The sequence below is a fragment of the Mesorhizobium sp. B1-1-7 genome, assembly GCF_006442705.1.
GTDB classification, from domain to species: Bacteria; Pseudomonadota; Alphaproteobacteria; order Rhizobiales; family Rhizobiaceae; genus Mesorhizobium; species Mesorhizobium opportunistum.
Map to the genome: position 1 here is coordinate 106,254 of NZ_VFWQ01000013.1, position 18,269 is coordinate 124,522.

General features: G+C 63.5%; 18 protein-coding genes. 15 read left to right on the forward strand and 3 right to left on the reverse strand.

The window, feature by feature from the left end:
- The first annotated feature begins 50 nt into the window (after positions 1 to 50).
- The 5 genes from iolG to FJ978_RS22610 all read left to right on the forward strand — a co-directional run bounded on the left by iolG (position 51) and on the right by FJ978_RS22610 (position 3,781).
- Positions 51 to 1,046 (forward strand): inositol 2-dehydrogenase, encoded by a 996-nt coding sequence (gene iolG, locus FJ978_RS22590; RefSeq protein WP_140574129.1) that lies wholly within the window; start codon positions 51 to 53, stop codon positions 1,044 to 1,046.
- A gap of 31 nt (positions 1,047 to 1,077) precedes the next feature.
- Positions 1,078 to 1,872, forward strand: coding sequence for an SDR family oxidoreductase (locus tag FJ978_RS22595; RefSeq protein ID WP_140574131.1), 795 nt, complete (start codon positions 1,078 to 1,080; stop codon positions 1,870 to 1,872).
- A gap of 84 nt (positions 1,873 to 1,956) precedes the next feature.
- Positions 1,957 to 2,226: a type II toxin-antitoxin system prevent-host-death family antitoxin gene (locus FJ978_RS22600; protein ID WP_140574133.1), complete on the forward strand. Its 270-nt coding sequence runs from the start codon at positions 1,957 to 1,959 to the stop codon at positions 2,224 to 2,226.
- Positions 2,226 to 2,468 (forward strand): hypothetical protein, encoded by a 243-nt coding sequence (locus FJ978_RS22605; protein WP_140574135.1) that lies wholly within the window; start codon positions 2,226 to 2,228, stop codon positions 2,466 to 2,468. Before FJ978_RS22600 ends, FJ978_RS22605 begins: the two co-directional genes overlap by 1 nt.
- Before the next feature lie 221 nt (positions 2,469 to 2,689).
- Positions 2,690 to 3,781 carry a 3-deoxy-7-phosphoheptulonate synthase gene (locus FJ978_RS22610; protein WP_140574137.1) on the forward strand — a complete coding sequence of 364 codons (1,092 nt, stop codon included), beginning with the start codon at positions 2,690 to 2,692 and terminating at the stop codon, positions 3,779 to 3,781.
- Positions 3,782 to 3,828: 47 nt separating this feature from the next.
- On the opposite strand, the gene FJ978_RS22615 is transcribed toward FJ978_RS22610, so the two are convergent.
- Positions 3,829 to 4,464, reverse strand: coding sequence for a LysE family translocator (locus FJ978_RS22615; protein ID WP_140574139.1), 636 nt, complete (start codon positions 4,462 to 4,464; stop codon positions 3,829 to 3,831).
- A 127-nt stretch (positions 4,465 to 4,591) separates the two neighbouring features.
- On the opposite strand from FJ978_RS22615, the gene FJ978_RS22620 reads away from it, so the two are divergent.
- Entirely contained in the window at positions 4,592 to 5,293 is a 702-nt protein-coding gene (locus tag FJ978_RS22620; protein ID WP_140574141.1) for a YafY family protein, read from the forward strand.
- Between the two features lie 60 nt (positions 5,294 to 5,353).
- On the opposite strand, the gene FJ978_RS22625 is transcribed toward FJ978_RS22620, so the two are convergent.
- Both FJ978_RS22625 and FJ978_RS22630 read right to left on the reverse strand, forming a co-directional pair.
- A complete protein-coding gene (locus tag FJ978_RS22625) occupies positions 5,354 to 6,823 on the reverse strand; it encodes a P-loop NTPase fold protein (protein WP_140574143.1) in 1,470 nt (489 codons plus the stop codon).
- A 228-nt stretch (positions 6,824 to 7,051) separates the two neighbouring features.
- Positions 7,052 to 8,161: a Gfo/Idh/MocA family oxidoreductase gene (locus FJ978_RS22630; RefSeq protein ID WP_140574145.1), complete on the reverse strand. Its 1,110-nt coding sequence runs from the start codon at positions 8,159 to 8,161 to the stop codon at positions 7,052 to 7,054.
- Between the two features lie 261 nt (positions 8,162 to 8,422).
- On the opposite strand from FJ978_RS22630, the gene FJ978_RS22635 reads away from it, so the two are divergent.
- From FJ978_RS22635 to phnN, 9 genes are all read left to right on the forward strand, one after another.
- Positions 8,423 to 9,268, forward strand: a complete 846-nt coding sequence (locus FJ978_RS22635) for a MurR/RpiR family transcriptional regulator (RefSeq protein WP_140574147.1) — start codon at positions 8,423 to 8,425, stop codon at positions 9,266 to 9,268.
- A gap of 223 nt (positions 9,269 to 9,491) precedes the next feature.
- Positions 9,492 to 11,426: a 5-dehydro-2-deoxygluconokinase gene (gene iolC / locus FJ978_RS22640; RefSeq protein ID WP_140574149.1), complete on the forward strand. Its 1,935-nt coding sequence runs from the start codon at positions 9,492 to 9,494 to the stop codon at positions 11,424 to 11,426.
- A 50-nt stretch (positions 11,427 to 11,476) separates the two neighbouring features.
- Positions 11,477 to 13,327: a 3D-(3,5/4)-trihydroxycyclohexane-1,2-dione acylhydrolase (decyclizing) gene (gene iolD, locus FJ978_RS22645; RefSeq protein ID WP_140574151.1), complete on the forward strand. Its 1,851-nt coding sequence runs from the start codon at positions 11,477 to 11,479 to the stop codon at positions 13,325 to 13,327.
- Positions 13,328 to 13,409: 82 nt separating this feature from the next.
- A complete protein-coding gene (gene iolE, locus FJ978_RS22650; RefSeq protein ID WP_140574153.1) occupies positions 13,410 to 14,327 on the forward strand; it encodes a myo-inosose-2 dehydratase in 918 nt (305 codons plus the stop codon).
- Positions 14,328 to 14,370: 43 nt separating this feature from the next.
- Complete coding sequence (locus FJ978_RS22655; protein ID WP_140574155.1) at positions 14,371 to 14,589, forward strand: DUF3329 domain-containing protein; 219 nt, start codon at positions 14,371 to 14,373, stop codon at positions 14,587 to 14,589.
- Between the two features lie 171 nt (positions 14,590 to 14,760).
- On the forward strand, positions 14,761 to 15,573 hold the full coding sequence (gene iolB / locus FJ978_RS22660; RefSeq protein ID WP_140574157.1) for a 5-deoxy-glucuronate isomerase: 813 nt from the start codon (positions 14,761 to 14,763) through the stop codon (positions 15,571 to 15,573).
- Positions 15,574 to 15,726: 153 nt separating this feature from the next.
- Complete coding sequence (locus FJ978_RS22665; RefSeq protein WP_140574159.1) at positions 15,727 to 16,434, forward strand: DUF1045 domain-containing protein; 708 nt, start codon at positions 15,727 to 15,729, stop codon at positions 16,432 to 16,434.
- Between the two features lie 41 nt (positions 16,435 to 16,475).
- Complete coding sequence (locus tag FJ978_RS22670; protein ID WP_013891731.1) at positions 16,476 to 17,630, forward strand: alpha-D-ribose 1-methylphosphonate 5-triphosphate diphosphatase; 1,155 nt, start codon at positions 16,476 to 16,478, stop codon at positions 17,628 to 17,630.
- Positions 17,627 to 18,256, forward strand: coding sequence for a phosphonate metabolism protein/1,5-bisphosphokinase (PRPP-forming) PhnN (gene phnN / locus FJ978_RS22675; RefSeq protein ID WP_181176644.1), 630 nt, complete (start codon positions 17,627 to 17,629; stop codon positions 18,254 to 18,256). The genes FJ978_RS22670 and phnN overlap by 4 nt, the downstream gene beginning before the upstream one ends.
- The last annotated feature ends 13 nt before the right edge of the window (positions 18,257 to 18,269 follow it).

Consider the following 18,269-nt stretch of genomic DNA (forward strand, 5'->3'; position numbering starts at 1 on the left):
AAAGGTGGAGACACAACGCTCTCGAACCCATCCCCCTAGAGGAAATATCCATGACTGTTCGTTTCGCCCTCCTCGGTGCCGGCCGCATCGGCAAGGTCCACGCCCGCGCCGTCGGCTCCAACCCGCAGGCCAAACTGGTGGCCGTCGCCGATGCCTTCGAGAAGGCGGCGACCGAACTGGCGAGCGCCTATGGCGCCGAGGTGCGCAGCATCGATGCCATCGAGAAAGCCGGTGATATCGACGCCGTTGTCATCTGCACGCCGACCGACACCCATGCCGATCTGATCGAGCGCTTCGCCAAGGCCGGCAAGGCGATCTTCTGCGAAAAGCCGATCGACCTCGACGTCAAGCGCGTCGAGAAATGCCTGGCGGTGGTCGACAAGGCCAAGGCGACGCTGATGGTCGGTTTCAACCGGCGCTTCGACCCGCATTTCGCCGCCGTGCGCAAGGCGATCGACGATGGCGCCATCGGCACCGTCGAGATGGTCACCATCACCTCGCGCGATCCGGGCGCGCCGCCGATCGATTACATCAAGCGCTCGGGCGGCATTTTTCGCGACATGACCATCCATGATTTTGACATGGCGCGCTTCCTGCTCGGCGAGGAACCGGTGGCGGTCAGCGCGCATGCCTCGGTGCTTGTGGACAAGAAGATCGGCGAGGCCGGCGATTTCGACTCGGTCAGCGTCATCCTCGAGACCGCGTCCGGCAAGCAGGCCGTCATCTCCAACTCGCGCCGCGCCACCTATGGCTACGACCAGCGCATCGAGGTGCATGGCTCGAAAGGCATGGTGGCCGCCGAGAACCAGCGGCCGGTGTCGATCGAACTGGCCAACGAGAAGGGCTATACCCGCCCGCCGCTGCACGACTTCTTCATGACCCGCTATCTCGACGCCTATGCCATCGAGATTGCCGCGTTCATTGCCGCCGCGACCTCGGGCAAGAAGGCGTCGCCGAGCGGTGCGGACGGGCTGGTGGCGCTGAAGCTCGCCGATGCGGCGCTGAAGTCGGCGACATCAGGCAAGACCGTTCGCCTCGACAAGTAAGAACCCGGACCCAAGCCACAGGAGCAAAGCGATGAGCGCATCAGCCGATCGCAATTCACAGACACGCGCTATCGTCACCGGCGGGGCGCAAGGCATCGGCTTTGCCGTCGCCGAAGCACTGGCCGACGAAGGCTGCCGGGCGCTGGCGCTTATCGGCCGCTCGCAGGAGAAGGGCGACAAGGCGGTCGCCGCGCTCAAGAAGTCCGGCGTCGACGCGATCTTCATCAGTGCCGACGTTTCGAAAGTGGCCGACTGCAAGCGCGCGGTCGCCGCCGCGCTCTCGCATTTCGGCACCATCAACGCGCTGGTCAACGCCGCCGCCACGTCCGCACGGGGCTCGCTGGTCGAAACCTCGGAAGAGCTGTTCGACACGATCTTCGACACCAATGTGCGCGGCCCGTTTTTCCTGATGCAGGGCGTGGTGGCGCATCTCCTGGAGAAGAAGGCGCCTGGCTCGATCGTCAACGTGCTGTCGATGTCGGCGCATACCGGCCAATCGTTCCTGACGCCCTATTCGACCAGCAAGGGCGCGCTGATGACGCTGACCAAGAACGTCGCCAACGCCTACCGCTTCAACCGTATCCGCTGCAACGCCGTGCTGCCCGGCTGGATGGACACCGAGGGCGAGGACATCGTGCAGAAGAAATGGCACGACGCGCCGGATGATTGGCTGGCGAAGGCCGAAGCTACGCAGCCGATGGGCCAGCTGGTGAAGCCCGACCAGCTTGCCCGTCTGGTCAGCTACATGGTCAGCCCGCAATCCGGTGTCATGACCGGATCGCTGGTCGACTACGACCAGAGCGTTGCGGGGGCGTCACCGGAGTAGGGCCAGCTGAGTGGCCGTGCGTCTGTTGCGTCGGCATCGCAATTCCCACATAGTCAACGCAGTCAGCCTAGTCACGGGATTAAGATGCTGCCTGCACCTAAGAACACCCATTGGACGGTCGCCGGGGCAAAAGCCTGGCTCGCAGAGGTCATCGAGCGCGCGCATTCGGCGCCGCAGACGATCACCAGAAACGGCAAACCAATCGTGGTTGTCGTCTCGTCCGAGGAATGGCAGCGCAAGACCGCACGCAAGGGTAGGCTTGCGGAGTTCCTGCTGGACTCCCCGCTTCGCGGCGCCGATCTCGACCTTGGGCGTCAGCGTGACGAACCGCTAGCGCGGCAAAAGCACGTCTGATGTATCCCTATTGGATCAAGGTACGCGGCCACCTCGGGGTTGGCGTCACCGCGCAATCGGAAGCCGACGCGCTACAACTTTTTTCGCTTGCCTTTGGGTCTGCAGAGAATGTTGTCGGCATCGAGATCATCAAAGACATGAATGACCTCGACCAGAATCACGTCGTGCCCAATCTGGGCGTGGCCAACTGGTTTCGGCGTGGCATCTGGTTTCCCCAAGGCCAGGAGCACATTTCAAACTGAGACACTGCATCGCCACATCACCCCACGTGACAAACGTCCCGGCTTCGACTATATGAGCCCGCATGATCCACCTGACCGCCACCTATTGGTACTTTAGCAGCTCGCTGGCGGCGGGAGGATTGCGCTCGATCTGAAGATTGCAGCAACAACATCCGAACAGCCGCCAGACCTGGCGGCTTTTTTGTATCAGCCGGCAGGTTCCCAAAAAGGAGCAGAAAGCCGTGTTGACCACCACAGACGACCTTCGGGTCAAGGAAATACGAGAACTGAGCACACCCGACCAGGTGATGCGGGAGATCCCGCGCACGCTGACGGCGACGCGCACCGTCAGCGCCTCACGCAACGCCATCCACGCCATCCTGAACGGGACCGACGACCGGCTGCTCGTCGTCGTCGGCCCCTGTTCGATCCACGATCCGGTCGCTGCGGTCGACTATGCCAGCCGTCTGGCGGCGCTGCGCGAGGCCCTGTCCGACCGGTTGGAGATCGTCATGCGGGTCTATTTCGAAAAGCCACGCACGACGGTCGGCTGGAAGGGCCTGATCAACGATCCGGACCTCGACGGCAGCTTCAACATCGACAAGGGTTTGCGGATGGCGCGCAACGTCCTTTCCGCCGTCAACAATCTCGGCCTGCCGGCGGCGACCGAATTCCTCGACATGACCACCCCGCAATACATCGCCGACCTCGTTGCCTGGGGCGCGATCGGCGCGCGCACGACCGAGAGCCAGATTCACCGCGAACTGGCATCGGGGCTCTCCTGCCCGGTCGGCTTCAAGAACGGCACCGACGGCAATCTCAGGATCGCCGCCGAGGCGGTGAAATCCGCCGCGCAGCCGCATCATTTCATGGCGGTGACCAAGGGGGGCCGCAGCGGCATCGCGACCACCACCGGCAATGAGGACTGCCATGTCATCCTGCGTGGCGGTGTTCAGCCCAACTATGACGCGGCGAGCGTCGAGGCGGCTAGCTTGGAACTCGCCCGCATCGGCGTCGCACCCAGGCTGATGATCGATGTCAGCCACGCCAACAGCTCGAAGAAGCCGGAGAACCAGCCCAAGGTGGCAGCGGATGTCGCGGGGCAGGTGGCGGCGGGCGACGAGCGCATCGTCGGCGTCATGATCGAGAGCAATCTCGTTGCCGGCCGACAGGACGTGGTGGCAGGCAAGCCGCTCGCCTACGGCCAGAGCATCACCGATGGCTGCATCGACTGGGCAACCACCGAGACCGTGCTGCACGGCCTTGCCGGCGCCGCCGAATGGCGCCGGTCGGCACGCCGCGCCATGATCGAGAGCCGACCGGGCGCTGCTTGATCTGGCCGGGCACAAGGCAGGGCGGCGGTTCCCGATTTAGCTGGGGATCACGCCGTCCTCAGCCCTTCCCACGCGGTGAACACCGAGACCGCAAACAACAGCAAGCCGGCCGCCCGGCCGGCGAGAACGGTCGCCCGCGGATTGGCGATCAGAAGCTTGCGGCTGCGGCCGGCTGATATTGCGAGCCCGCCATAGATCGCGGCCTGGGTCAGGACCGTCATCAGGCCCATGATGGTCGCCTGCATCCAGATCGGACCGTAGTCCGGCTTCAGGAATTGCGGGTAGACGGCCAGCACGAAGAGGTAGGCCTTCGGATTGATCAGGCAGGTGACGAAACCCTGGCGAAACGCCTTCCATGCGGAACGGCTGCCGGCAGGCCCGTCATGGCCGACGGTGATCGAGCTGCGCATCAGCGTTATGCCGATGAAGGCCATGTAGGCGGCGCCGGCAATCAGCAGCGGCGTGAACAGGATCGGCACGAAATGCATGAGAAGGCCGACGCCGATGGCGCCGTTCAGCGTGTGCACCATGCCGCCGACCATAATGCCGCCGGTGGCGGCAAGCCCCCTGTCGCGTCCGCCGGTCAGCGCATTGGCCAGCACGAACAGCATGTCCATGCCTGGAACGGCGATGATGCCGAACAGGAGGATAAAGAAGAGCCAAAGATTTTCCGCATAATTCATGTCAGTTGCTCGTCGCCTCCTGACGGCGCACCGCAGAGGAATTGTTGATTTTCAACCCGATAGGCAGTCCTATAGGTCAACCCAACTGACGATGGTGTGTCAGTTGCGATCGGAGCCGGGTGAGAAAATGCGCAAGGCGTCGCGGCTGTTCGAGATCATCCAGATCCTGCGGCTGGCGCGGCAGCCGGTGACGGCGGCGATGATCGCCGCGCAGTTGGAAGTGACCGTACGTTCGATCTACCGCGACATTGCAGCGCTTCAGGCGATGCGCGTGCCGATCGAGGGCGGGCGCGGCATCGGCTACATATTGCGTCCCGGCTTCGACCTGCCGCCGCTGATGTTTTCGATCGAGGAGATGGAGGCGATCGTCCTGTCGCTGGCGCTGCTGGAGCGCACGGGAGACGACGAGCTCAAGCAGGCGGCCAAGCGTGTCGGCGCCAAGATCGCCGGTGCCGTGCCGCCGCCGTTGCGGCAGACGCTCGACGCCAATGCGCTGCATGCGTGGGGTTTCGCCGCGCCCTCGGCCGGCACCATCGACCTGGCGCTGGTGCGCCGCGCCATCCGCGATGAGGAAAAGCTCGACCTCTCCTATCGCGACGAAATGGGCCGCGCCTCCGAGCGCCTCGTCCGGCCGATCGCGCTCATCTACTACGCCGAAACCGCCAACATCGTCGCCTGGTGCGAGCTGCGCCAGGCGATCCGCAATTTCCGCAGCGACCGCATCGCGGATTGCCAGCCGACCGGGCTGCGCTTCAAGGGCGAAGGCGACCGCTTGCGGCAGGTCTGGGTCAACGGCTGGGAGGCGAATGCTCCGGCCGCCGGCTCGTAAAGAGACGGTAGGCACGATCTGATATTAAGACCGGGAGTACCTCCTCACTTTCTCGAAGCGCTAGACCCCTCCCCTAGTAATTCGACCAGCGTTCCTGATTAGCCCCTGAAGTTCCGCCTGCACGCTCGCTGGAGCCGACCCGCCGGCCTCGCGACGCCTGTGGCACTCCTCTGCAAAAACTGACTCCACGTAGGACTCTGCGGCAGATCGAGGCGAATCCATCAGCGCTGTCCGAATATTTTGTGCCCGGCTCATAACATTAAGAGCTATCTGTGTGACGTTCATTGACTCCCTGACTTGGGCCCATACCGCATCGGCATTCCACGATGACATTGTTGTTACGAAGGCAGTGTAGTCGAAATTCTGTCTTCGATGGTAGCACGACGCCAGGATCAGCAGGGATGGAAGGTCTATTTTTTCTGGATATCGCCATGCGGCCGTCGTGGACCCCATTATATCCATTATCTGTTCAATTGCCCTAAGGGGGATTGGCGTTTGGGCAGCAAAGCCAGTCGTGATGACGTTTTTTAATACATCACTTGGCTCAAGAAGATCGCTTTGCGCTGGACTGGAAAGCTTCGTAAGGTCGATTAAATCTAGTTTGCTTGTGACAAACTCTCCCAGTCGCGGTTCAGCAAAGCTATAGCGGCGATCGAAGAACCGGCTTAGGTAGCCGCGCCCGTCAAAATCACCTCCGTAGGCGCCCCGAATTGTGTGCTGGAGCTGGCTCGTGTCAGTCGAGAAAACGAAGACGACGCCATTTGCTTCAAACAGATGCTTCACACGCTCAAGCACAGCCACGGCGTAAGAAGGTCGACACCTATCCAGCTCATCAATCACGACGAAAAGTGGATATTTTATCCCGGCCTCGGGAAGCTTTGAGGTTAACTGCCCCATATTCGAGCGGAATGACTGAATCGACTGGCTAGCTTTTACGAATTCGGCGATCAATGTGTCAGCAGTTTTGTCAGTAAGCGTTTCAATCTCTTTGCCGGCGGCAGCTATTGCGTCATCAATAACTCCAGCGCCCGGCTCTGATCTTTCGGCGGGTGTCGCGTTGCCTGCATCCTCCCCACGCAAGAGGTCATCAATCGTCGAATTTGTGTAGCGGCGGATTGCTGATTTACCCATCGCGACCAACGTGCGACCAGCTATCTGTGCTCCATCTGATTTTACAGCGTCCCAGACCTTCTTAACGATGGCTTTCTTCCCTGTATGCGGCTTCAAGACCTTGTCGATCTCGGCCATGATCGCAACCAAGGGATCATCTGAGTGATCGTCTCCCCAAGCGTTCACTTCGGCAACCAGATAGCCCTCTACTCGCAACTGACGAGCAAATCTTGAGACAAAGAAACTCTTTCCGCTCCCCCACTCGCTATCAATGTTCAAAACATAAGAGGCGGTTTTGCCAAGCCTCTTACGCAGATCAACACTCTGGATCAAAAAATCGATGATGAAGCGCGCGTCATTTTTTCTACCGATCTTGTCGTCTTTCCAGACCTCATCAATTTCTTTCTTTACTGCGGTCATAAACTAGCCCCCATGTCGATTCGGGAGCATAGGCAGAGTCAACAGCCCCGTCAGCCCTCCTATTCGTGGAGATTTGCATGACTGAAGGCGTTCGCCACTGCCCACGCGAAGGCTCGGAGTTGGCTTGGACAGGGAACGGATAGCTCACCCGTGGTGGAGGAGAGGCGAAGGAATGCGTTTTCCGCTCGGCAAGTCCGGGCCGCCAACTCGAGGACTTGAGAGGCAGATCTACCTCACGTCGACCCAGCGCTTTTCCTCGAAGGAGCGCGCCATTGCATGCACGGTGCGTTCGATCTCCAGCCCTTCACCGAACTCGATGAGCCGCGCCGGCTTGCCGGCAAGCCGCGTCAACAGTTCGTGGCACTCGATGATCTTGAGATCGTTGAAGCCCAGGCTGTGGCCGGGCGCCGGCACGAAAAGATCGTAGGGCTTGTGCTGCGGCGCCACCAGGATGGTCCGATAGCCCTGTTCGGTCGGGCGATCGGACGTGAGATAGAGCTGGAACTCGTTCATCCGCTCCTGGTCGAACAGGATCGACCCTTTCGAGCCGAATATCTGGATGGCGATGCGGCCCTTGCGGCCCCAGGCCGAGCGGTTGACCAGCAGCGTGCCGGCAATGCCGTTTTCCAGATGCATCAAGACGCTGGCGATATCATAGGTCTCGACCGCGCGGCGTCCGCCCGCCGCCAGCTTGCGGTCGGCATAGGGTTTGGCCATGTCGCAGATGACACTGGCGACGCGGCCGAACAGCGCGGTGACCAGCGACAGCGGATGCACGGCGAAATCGTCGAGCGCGCCATAGCCGGAAGCGGCCTCGTGCTTCCAGAAGAACAGCGCTTCCGGGTCGGCCATGAAATCCTCGTCCATCTCGATGCGCAGATGGTTGACCTCGCCGATGATCTTCTCGTCGAGCAGCGCGCCGATGTGACGGATGGCCGGGCTCTGGATGTAGTTGTAGCCAAGCGCGGCGACCTTGCCTGACTTGCTGGCCGCTGCCGCCATCGCCTCGGCCTCGGCGAAGCTCGGCGCCATCGGCTTTTCGCACCACAGATGCTTGCCGGCCTGAAGAACCGCGATGGCCATTTCCGGATGGAACTGGTTGGGCGTGGTCAGCGAGACGACATCGACCTCCGGATCGTTGACGACCGCGCGCCAGTCGCCGGACGCTTTCTCGAAGCCGAACTCGCCGGCCTTGCGCCGGGCCAAGTCCTCATTGACCTCGCCGAGATGGACGAGCCGTGGCTTGGCCACGTCCGGAAAGACGGCACCGACGGCGCTCCACGCGATGGCGTGGCATTTGCCCATGAACCCGGTGCCGATAAGACCTACGCCGACCATCTTCCCTCGTTCCTCCACTGACAGAAAGGTTGCGTGGATGAATTAGTCCATTTTTATCGGGAATGGAATGTCTGCCTCATTTTTTATGGTGTTCTTGCGCAGGCTCGCTATGATGGGGCACAGAGGACGCTTCCAGTGCATGTCGCCCAAAGTGCGCAGTGGTTTTGGGGCAACGACATGCATGGGATCAAACGGCCTAAAGCGCGCCGACTGAAACCGCTTCGACGTGACGCGCTTTGGACAAGCTTGGACGGGCCGACGATGGACGAACGGGTACCTCGCGACTTCGAGACGCTGCGCGCCACGATCCTCGATCGGCGCGAAAGCCTGCCCAAGCGTATCGCCCAGATCGCCGCCTATGCGCTCGACAATCCCGACGACATCGCCTTCGGCACTGCGGCCAGCATCGCCGCTTCGGCCGGCGTGCAGCCCTCCACCCTCATCCGCTTTGCCCAGCAGCTTGGCTTCGACGGCTTCACCAGCCTGCAGCAGGTGTTTCGCGAGCGGCTGCGCGAGCGCAACTCGTCCTATGACGAACGGCTGCAGGCGCTGCGCGCCAAGGCCGATGCCGGCGCCGGCCACCGGGCAATCTTCGACGGTTTCGTCGCCGCCGCCAGCACCTCGCTCAACGACATTTCGCGCACGCTTGACGACGCGCACCTTGAAGATGCGATTTCACTGCTGGCGAAGGCTCAGACCATCTATGTGCTGGCCAAGCGGCGCTCCTACCCGGTGGCGAGCTACATCGCCTATGCGCTGGGCAAGTTGAAGATCCGCAACCAGCTGATCGAATCGGCGGCCGGCCTGAACGCCGAGATGGTCTCCTTCGCCACGCCGGCGGACGCCGTCATCGCCATCAGCTTCTCGCCCTATGCGCCGGCCACCATCGAGGAAGCCCGCGCCATTTCCGAGCAGGGCGTGCCGATCGTGGCCATCACCGACAGCTCGTTTTCGCCGCTTGCCCAGTTCGCCAGCGTGTGGTTCGAGGTTGCCGAGGCGGATTTCGCCGGCTTCCGTTCGCTGTCGGCAACGATGGCGCTGGCCATGGCGCTGACCGTCGGGGTCGGCGAGAAACGGCGCGACGTCAGCCGCAAGCGCAAGGCCTGAGCCTGTCCTGACGCGACGCGGCCGGGCCAGAAACCGGACCCAGCCGATCGCTTGCCGCGGCTTCGGTCGGGGATCATGCTTCCGTACTTTTCAGCCTGGGAATGCTCATTCCATATTGACTATGGATTGGAATTATTATTTCATATTGCCGGCGCCACGCTGCCGCTCGCGCGTGTTACCCAAACAATGTTGTTCATGACAACAAGACCGACGGGAGGTTCCAATGAGCGAAGCCGTGGACGCAAGACAGGCGCCGCTCGACGTCATCACCATCGGTCGTGCCTCGGTCGACCTCTATGGCCAGCAGATCGGCTCGCGGCTGGAGGACATCACCTCCTTCGCCAAGTCGGTCGGCGGCTGCCCGGCCAACATCTCGGTCGGCACGGCCAGGCTCGGCCTGCGCTCGGCACTGCTGACGCGCGTCGGCGACGAGCAGATGGGCCGCTTCATCCGCGAGCAGCTGAAGCGCGAAGGCGTCAACACCGACGGCCTGAAGACCGACAAGGAGCGCCTGACCGCGCTGGTGCTGCTCTCGGTCGAGGATGAGGGCGTTTCGCCGATGATCTTCTACCGCTCGGACTGCGCCGACATGGCGCTGGCCGAAGAGGATATCGACGAAGCGTTCATCTCCTCGGCGCGCGCGATCGTCGTCACCGGCACGCATTTTTCGCGCCCCAACAGCGACGCCGCCCAGCGCAAGGCGATCCGCATCATGAAAGCCAAGGGCGGCAAGGTGGTCTTCGACATCGACTACCGGCCGAACCTGTGGGGCCTCGCCGGCCATGCCGAGGGCTTCGAGCGCTATGTGAAGTCCGACCGCGTCTCGGCCCGGCTGAAGACGGTGCTGCCCGATTGCGATCTCATCGTCGGCACCGAGGAAGAGATCATGATCGCGTCCGGCGCCGACGACTGCCTGAGCGCGCTGAAGACGATCCGCGCGCTGTCTTCGGCGACCATCGTGCTCAAGCGCGGCGCCATGGGCTGCATCGTCTATGACGGGCCGATCAGCGACGATCTGGAAGACGGCATCGTCGGCAAGGGTTTTCCGATCGAGATCTACAATGTGCTCGGCGCCGGCGACGCCTTCATGTCCGGCCTGCTGCGCGGCTGGCTCGGCGGCGAGAACTTCGAAACGGCGGCGACCTGGGCCAATGCCTGCGGCGCCTTCGCCGTCTCGCGGCTGCTGTGCGCGCCGGAATATCCGACCTTCGAGGAGCTGCAGTTCTTCCTCAAGAACGGCAGCAAGCATCGGGCGCTGCGCAAGGACGAGGCGATCAACCACATTCATTGGGCGACAACCCGCCGGCGCGACGTTCCCTCGCTGATGGCGCTCGCCTGCGACCATCGCATCCAGCTCGAGGATGTCGCCGCGAAGGCCGGCGCCGATCCGGCGCGCATCCGCGATTTCAAGGTGCTGGCGGTCAAGGCTGCGGCCAAGGTCGCCGCCGGGCGCGACGGCTACGGCATGCTGATCGATGAGAAACATGGCCGCGAGGCGATGTTCGAATTCGCCCGCCATCCCTTCGCCTGGCTCGGCCGGCCGGTCGAATTGCCCGGTTCGCGGCCGCTGCGCTTCGAATTCTCGCAGGACATCGGCTCGCAGCTCACCGAATGGCCTGTCGATCACTGCATCAAGTGCCTGTGCTTCTACCACCCGGACGACCCGGCGGCGCTCAAGGAAGAACAGCAGCAGAAGCTGCGCGCGCTGTTCGAAGCCGCACGGAAAGTCGGCCGGGAGCTTCTCATCGAGATCATCGCCGGCAAGCACGGCAAGCTCGACGACACAACGATCCCGCGCGCGCTGGAGGAACTCTATGCGCTCGGCATCAAACCGGACTGGTGGAAGCTCGAGCCGCAGGCATCGAGCGGCGCCTGGGCCAGGATCGAAGCCGTCATCCTGAAACACGATCCCTGGTGCCGCGGCATCGTGCTGCTTGGGCTGGAAGCACCGCAGGACGAGCTGGAAGCAGCCTTCGCCGCCACCGCCAAGGCACCGATCGTGAAGGGCTTTGCCGTCGGCCGGACCATCTTCGTCCACGCGGCCGAACAATGGCTGGCCGGCAAGATGTCGGATGACGAGGCCATCGCCGACATGGCATCGCGCTTCGAACAGCTGACCGAAGCGTGGCTTGCCGCGCGCGGCCGCAAAGCAGCATAAGAAGAGCGCAGCTTAACAAGACGCGACGCAGGACCGCGGAGGAAAACACCATGAGCAAGACAATCCGCCTGACGATGGCGCAGGCGCTGACCCGCTTCCTCAGCCGCCAGTTGACCGAGATCGACGGCAAGACGGTTCCGATCTTTGGTGGCGTCTGGGCGATCTTCGGCCATGGTAATGTCGCCGGCATCGGCGAGGCGCTCTACCAGGTGCGGCAGGAATTGCCGACCTTCCGCGCCCATAACGAACAGGCGATGGCGCATGCGGCGATCGCCTATGGCAAGGCCAATTTCCGCCGCCGCTTCATGGCCGCGACCTCTTCGATCGGCCCGGGCGCGCTCAACATGGTGACGGCGGCGGCACTGGCGCACGTAAACAGGTTGCCCGTCCTGTTTTTGCCGGGCGACGTCTTCGCCAACCGCATTCCCGATCCGGTGCTGCAGCAGGCCGAGGACTTTTCCGACGGCACGGCGACGGTCAATGACTGTTTCCGCCCGGTGTCACGCTATTTCGACCGCATCACCCGGCCCGAACAGATCATCCCGGCGCTGAGCCGCGCGATGCAGGTGTTGACCGATCCGGCCGAGTGCGGCCCGGTGACGCTGTCGCTCTGCCAGGACGTGCAGGCCGAGGCCTATGACTATCCCGAGAGCTTCTTCGCCGAGCGGGTCTGGCACCAGCGCCGGCCACGCCCGGATCGCGGCGAACTGGCAGCGGCGGTGGCGGCGCTCAAGGGCGCGAAGAAGCCGCTGATCATCGCCGGCGGTGGCGTGCTCTATTCGCAGGCCTCCGATGAACTGGCGAAATTCGTCGAAGGTGCCGGCATCCCGGTCTGCGAGACGCAAGGAGGCAAATCCTCGCTGCCGGACAATCATCCGCTCAACATGGCGGCGGTCGGCGTCACCGGCACGTCTGCCGCCAACCGGCTGGCCGAAGAGGCCGATGTGGTGCTGGCCATCGGCACGCGCCTGCAGGATTTCACCACCGGTTCGTGGGCGCTGTTCAAGAACTCCGGCAAGACCATCATCGGGCTCAACGTGCAGCCTTTCGATGCCGGCAAGCACCGCGCGCTGCCGCTGGTGGCCGACGCGGCCGAAGGACTGGCCGAACTGGGTGCGGCGCTGGGCGGCTGGAAAGCGCCTTCCTCCTGGACCGACAATTCCGCTGCCGGGAAGAAGGCCTGGCAGGTTGACGCCTCGAAGGTGACGGCCTCGACCAACGCTGCCTTCCCCTCGGATGCGCAGGTGATTGGCGCCGTGCAGCGTGCAATGGGGTCAGGCGTGATTTTGCTGAACGCGTCGGGCGGCCTGCCGGGTGAACTGCATAAACTCTGGCAGGCGGGAGCGCCCGGCTCGTACCATGGCGAATATGGCTTCTCGACCATGGGCTACGAGATTGCCGGCGGGCTCGGCGCCAAGATGGCCAAGCCCGACCGGGAGATCGTCGTCATGGTCGGCGACGGCTCCTACCTCATGATGAATTCCGAAATCGCCACATCGGTGATGCTCGGCCTGAAGCTCACCATCCTGGTGCTCGACAACAGGGGTTATGGCTGCATCAACCGGCTGCAGATGGCCACCGGCGGCGCCAACTTCAACAACCTCCTGAAGGACTCGCGCCACGAGATCCTGCCCGACATCGACTTCGCCGCGCACGCGGCGAGCCTGGGCGCGATCGCCGAAAAAGTGCCGTCGATCGCCGGGCTGGAAAATGCGCTGCAAAAGGCCAAGGCAAACGACCGCACCACGGTGCTGGTCATCGACACTGACCCGCTGGCCTCCACCGATGCCGGCGGCCATTGGTGGGATGTGGCGGTGCCGGAAGTGTCGGCGCGGCCCCAGGTCAACGCGGCGCGCAAGGCCTATGACGAGAAGCGGCAGATGCAGAGCGTTGGCGATTGATATCGGCGCTGACCCCCACCCCGCTGCTGCGCAGCGACCCTCCCCACAAGGGGGAGGGTGAACAAGAAACCGGAGCTAAAACTTGAAAGCCAAACTGGGCATGTCCCCCATTGCATGGTGGAACGACGATCTTGCCGAACTCAGCGATGACGTGTCGCTGGAAGAATGCCTGCGCCAGTCGCGTTCGGCCGGCTTCACCGGCATGGAGATGGGCCGGCGTTTTCCCAACGACCCCGCTGTCATGCTGCCGATCCTGAAGAAGGCTGACGTGACGCTGTGCGGCGGCTGGTTTTCCGGCACGCTGGTCGACGAGGAGATGGCAAAGAACCAGGATCGCATCCAGCCGATGATCGACCTGTTCAAGGCGGTCAACGCGCCTTGCATCGTCTATGGCGAGGTCGGCCGCTCGATTCAGGGCGACCGCTCCAAGCCGCTGGCCACCAAGCCGAAACTCTCGGACGACGAGATGAAGGCCTATGCCAAGCGCCTGACCGCGTTCGGCGAATGGTGCGCCGGGCAAGGCATGCCGCTCTCCTATCACCACCATATGGCGGCGGTGGTCGAGACCGAGCCGGAACTCGACGCCTTCATGCGCCATTCCGGCGAAGGCATTCCGCTGCTGCTCGACGCCGGACATCTGGCCTTCGCCGGCGGCGACGTGCTGCGCGCCATCGACAACCACCACAAGCGGATCAGCCATGTGCATGTGAAGGATGTGCGCATGGGGGTGATCGACAAGCTCGATCGCACCAAGCAATCGTTCCTCGACGCGGTGGCGCTCGGCGCCTTCACGGTGCCGGGCGACGGCTCGCTGGATTTCGGCGCCATCGTGCAGCGCTTCGCCGACCATGGCTATGAGGGCTGGTTCGTGGTCGAGGCCGAGCAGGACCCGAAGAAGAACCCGCCGCTGAAGATGGCGCAGCTTGGCCACAAGGAGCTGATGCGAGTGATGACCGCCGCCGGCTATACGGTCGAAACCCAGGGTTTTCCGAATGCCTGACGCGATGGGTTCACGGCGAAGCAGGTTGCTGTAGGTTGGCCCGATGAAAGATTCCGAGCACCCCTTCTTCCGCCCGCTTTGGCGGCGTGTCGCCGTCGTCGCGGTCTGCGTCATCTGGTCGATCATCGAGTTCGCCACCGGCACCCCGTTCTGGGGCGTCATCGCGCTCGGTTTCGCCGGCTACGGCGTCTGGCAGTTTTTCTACCTCTACAAGCCGGCGGACGAGAGCAAGGCGCCGGCCGAGGCCGAACCGAAGGAATAGAGGGCCCGTTGGGCGCGGAACGGGTCGCGTGCGTTGGAGATTGGCTGAAACGCCCCCCGCCTTCGTCATCCTGGGGCGGAGCAAGGAGCGAAGCGACGCGGCGCAGACCCCAGGATGACGAAGGCGGGGGCCTCGGCGCACCTCGAATATCTGCGATAGGAGAGACAAAAAATGTCGAAGCTGCTCGTCAAAGCCGACAAGGGCCATGGCCGCGTCGCTCATGTGACGCCGGAAAGCGCCGGCTGGACCTATGTCGGTTTCGACCTGCATCGGCTGAAGCCGGGCGAAACGGCTTCCGGAAACACGGACGACCGCGAAATCTGCCTGGTGTTCGTGACCGGCAAGGGCAAGGTGAAAGCCGGCGGCAAGGACCTCGGCCTGCTCGGCGAACGTATGTCGCCCTTCGAGGGCAAGCCATGGTCGGTCTATGTGCCGCAGGGATCGGACTGGTTGGTGACGGCGGACACCGAACTGGAACTCGCCGTCTGTTCGGCACCGGGCCTCGGCGGCGGCCTGCCGGTCCGGGTGATCGGACCCGACGATCTCGGTCAGGAGGTGCGCGGCAAGGGCACCAACACGCGCTACGTCACCAACATCCTGCCGGAAGGCCAGCCGGCGGACTCGCTGCTGGTGGTCGAGGTGATCACGCCGGGCGGCCACACGTCGAGCTATCCGCCGCACAAGCATGACCAGGACAATCTGCCTGCCGAATCCTACCTCGAGGAAACCTATTATCATCGCCTCAACCCGCCGCAGGGCTTTGCCTTCCAGCGCGTCTACACCGACGCCGACAAGAGCGGCCATCGCGCGCTCGACGAGGCGATGGCGATCGAGGACGGCGATGTCGTGCTGGTGCCCGAGGGCTACCATCCCTGCGCTGCCTGCCATGGCTATGACCTCTATTATCTCAACGTCATGGCCGGACCGAAGCGGACGTGGAAATTCCACAATGCGCCCGAGCACGAATGGTTGATGAAGGCCTGACCGTTCCGGGTTTTCGGCCGAAGCCACTGGTCCAGCTCGGAAAAATCGTCGGCTAAGGACCGACAGGGGTCGATTTGCCATCGAAAACCCTTCAAAGCTTCGTCAATCCGTCATGGAAATCGCCTATGGCAGCGAGACTGACGAGGATTTTTCATGCGTTATGCCATTTATTTCACCCCCCGGCAGGACGAACCGCTGGCGCGGATCGCCGCCAACTGGCTAGGCCGCGACCCGTTCGGCGCCGCGACGAAGCCGGTCGAGGCGGTGGCCGATTTGTCGGCGGCGGAAGTTGCCTTCCACACCGCTTCGGCGCGCCGCTACGGCTTCCACGCGACGCTGAAGGCGCCCTTCCGCCTGGCGGCCAACGAGACCGAGGCCTCGCTGCGCGCGGCACTCGACCATTTTGCCGAAGCAACGCCGGTGGTGACGATCCCGCGTCTCGTCGTCAGCCAGATCGACAGTTTTTTCGCGCTCGTGCCGGAAGGGCCGCTGCCGCCGCTCAACCGTTTCGCCGATGACGTCGTGCGCGATTTCGACCGGTTCCGCGCGCCGCTGACCGAGGCCGAGATCGAGCGGCGCAGCCCGGATTCGCTGAAGCCGGCCGAGTTTCGCAACCTGTGCCAGTGGGGTTACCCTTATGTCTTCGAGACCTTCCGCTTCCACATGACGCTGTCCGGCCGGGCCGGGCCACAGGAAAGCCCACGTCTGCGTGCAGCAATCGACAGCCTGTTCGCGGAGGTGCTTTCGCAGCCGGTGCTGGTGGATGCGCTGACGCTGTTCGTCGAACTCGAACCGGGGGCACCGTTCATGGTGCTTTCCCATCACGCGCTTGGGCGCGGCCCGGCCAGAAAGACCGCCTGAGCCGGAACAGTTCCGACCGGAAGAACCAAGGATTGCCTGAAATGACCGCCGAGACCGTTCTTTCCAATGCCCGCATCGTGCTTGCCGACGAGATCGTCGAGGGTTCGCTGGTGCTGCGCGACGGGCTTATCGCCGGCATCGATGCGGGCACTGGCCAAACCGGCGGGAATATGGCCGGCGAGGACATGGGCGGCGATTACATCATTCCCGGGCTGGTCGAACTCCACACCGACCATCTCGAGGGCCATTACGCGCCACGGCCGAAGGTGCGCTGGAACCCGATCGCCGCCGTTCTTGCCCATGACGCGCAGGTGGCGACCGCCGGCATCACCACCGTGCTCGACGCCCTGCGCGTCGGCATGGACGAGGATGCCGATCTCACCTCCGCCGACATCCGCAAGCTGGCCGATGCCATCGAGGACAGTGTCCAGCAGGATCGGTTGCGGGCCGACCACTTCATCCACCTGCGCTGCGAGGTTTCGGCGCCGGACTGCCTCAAGGCTTTCGCCAATTTCGACGGCGACGAGCGGGTCAAGCTGGCATCGCTGATGGACCATGCCCCAGGACAGCGCCAGTTCGTCAATCTGGAAACCTATGCCTATTATTACCAGCGCAAGCTGAAGCTGACGGATCGCGACTTCCAGAAATTCTGCGAGAAGCGGATGAGCGAGTCGGCGCTCAATTCGAGGCCGAACCGGGTGCATATCGCCGCCGCCTGCCAGGAGCGCGGGATCGTGCTGGCCAGCCATGACGATGCAACCATCGGCCATGTCGGCGAGGCGATCGAACAGGGCGTGCGCGTCGCCGAGTTCCCGACCACGCAAGAAGCCGCGCGCGCTTCGAAAGAGGCCGGGCTCGGCGTGCTGATGGGCGCACCCAACGTCATGCGCGGCGCCTCGCATTCGGGCAATGTCTCGGCCCGCACGCTGGCGAGCGACGGCCTGCTCGACATCTTGTCGTCAGACTATATTCCCTTCAGCCTGATCCAGTCCGCCTTCTTCCTCGGCGACGTGGTCGAAGGCATCTCGCTGCCGCAGGCGGTCGCCATGGTTTCGAAGAACCCGGCCGAAGCGGTTGGCCTCAATGACCGCGGCATCATCGAGCAGGGCCGGCGCGCCGACCTGGTGCGCGTGCGCGTCGACGACCATGTTCCGGTGGTGCGCACCGTCTGGCGGCAGGGACTGCGGGTTGCATGATGGTGTCGGCCTTGATCGAGCGTGAACTGTTCGCCGAAACGTTTCCGATCCGCCATGGCGTTTTCGTCGCTATCGTCGGCCCAAGCGGCGCCGGCAAGGACACGGTGATCGGCTACGCCCGCGCGCTGTTCACCGATGAGACCCGGCTGGAGTTCGTCCGCCGCGTCATCACCAGGCCGTGCGATGCGGCGAGCGAGGATCACGACACGCTGGCCGACGCCGCCTTCGTCGAGGCCGAGGGCGACGGCGCCTTCGCCATCTCCTGGGAGGCGCATGGCCTGCGCTATGGCCTGCCCGCCGATGTGGACTGGTCGGTGGCCAACGGCCGTGTCGCGGTGGCCAACGTGTCGCGCGCGGTCATTCCGGTGTTGCGCGAACGCTACGCCAACCTGGCCATAGTCGAGATCACCGCCTCGCCGGATGTGCTGGCCGAGCGGCTGGCGATGCGCGGCCGCGAGTCGCGCGGCGAAGTGCTGGCGCGGCTGGCACGCAGCGCCAATGTCACACTGTCCGGTCCTGGCGTCACCTCGATCGACAACAGCGGCCCGCGCGAAGTGGCCGGCGAACGCTTCGCCGAGCTGTTGCGCAAGGCCATGGCCTTTTCCGACATGTCGGGCCTGATCTAGTTTTCATCGCTTC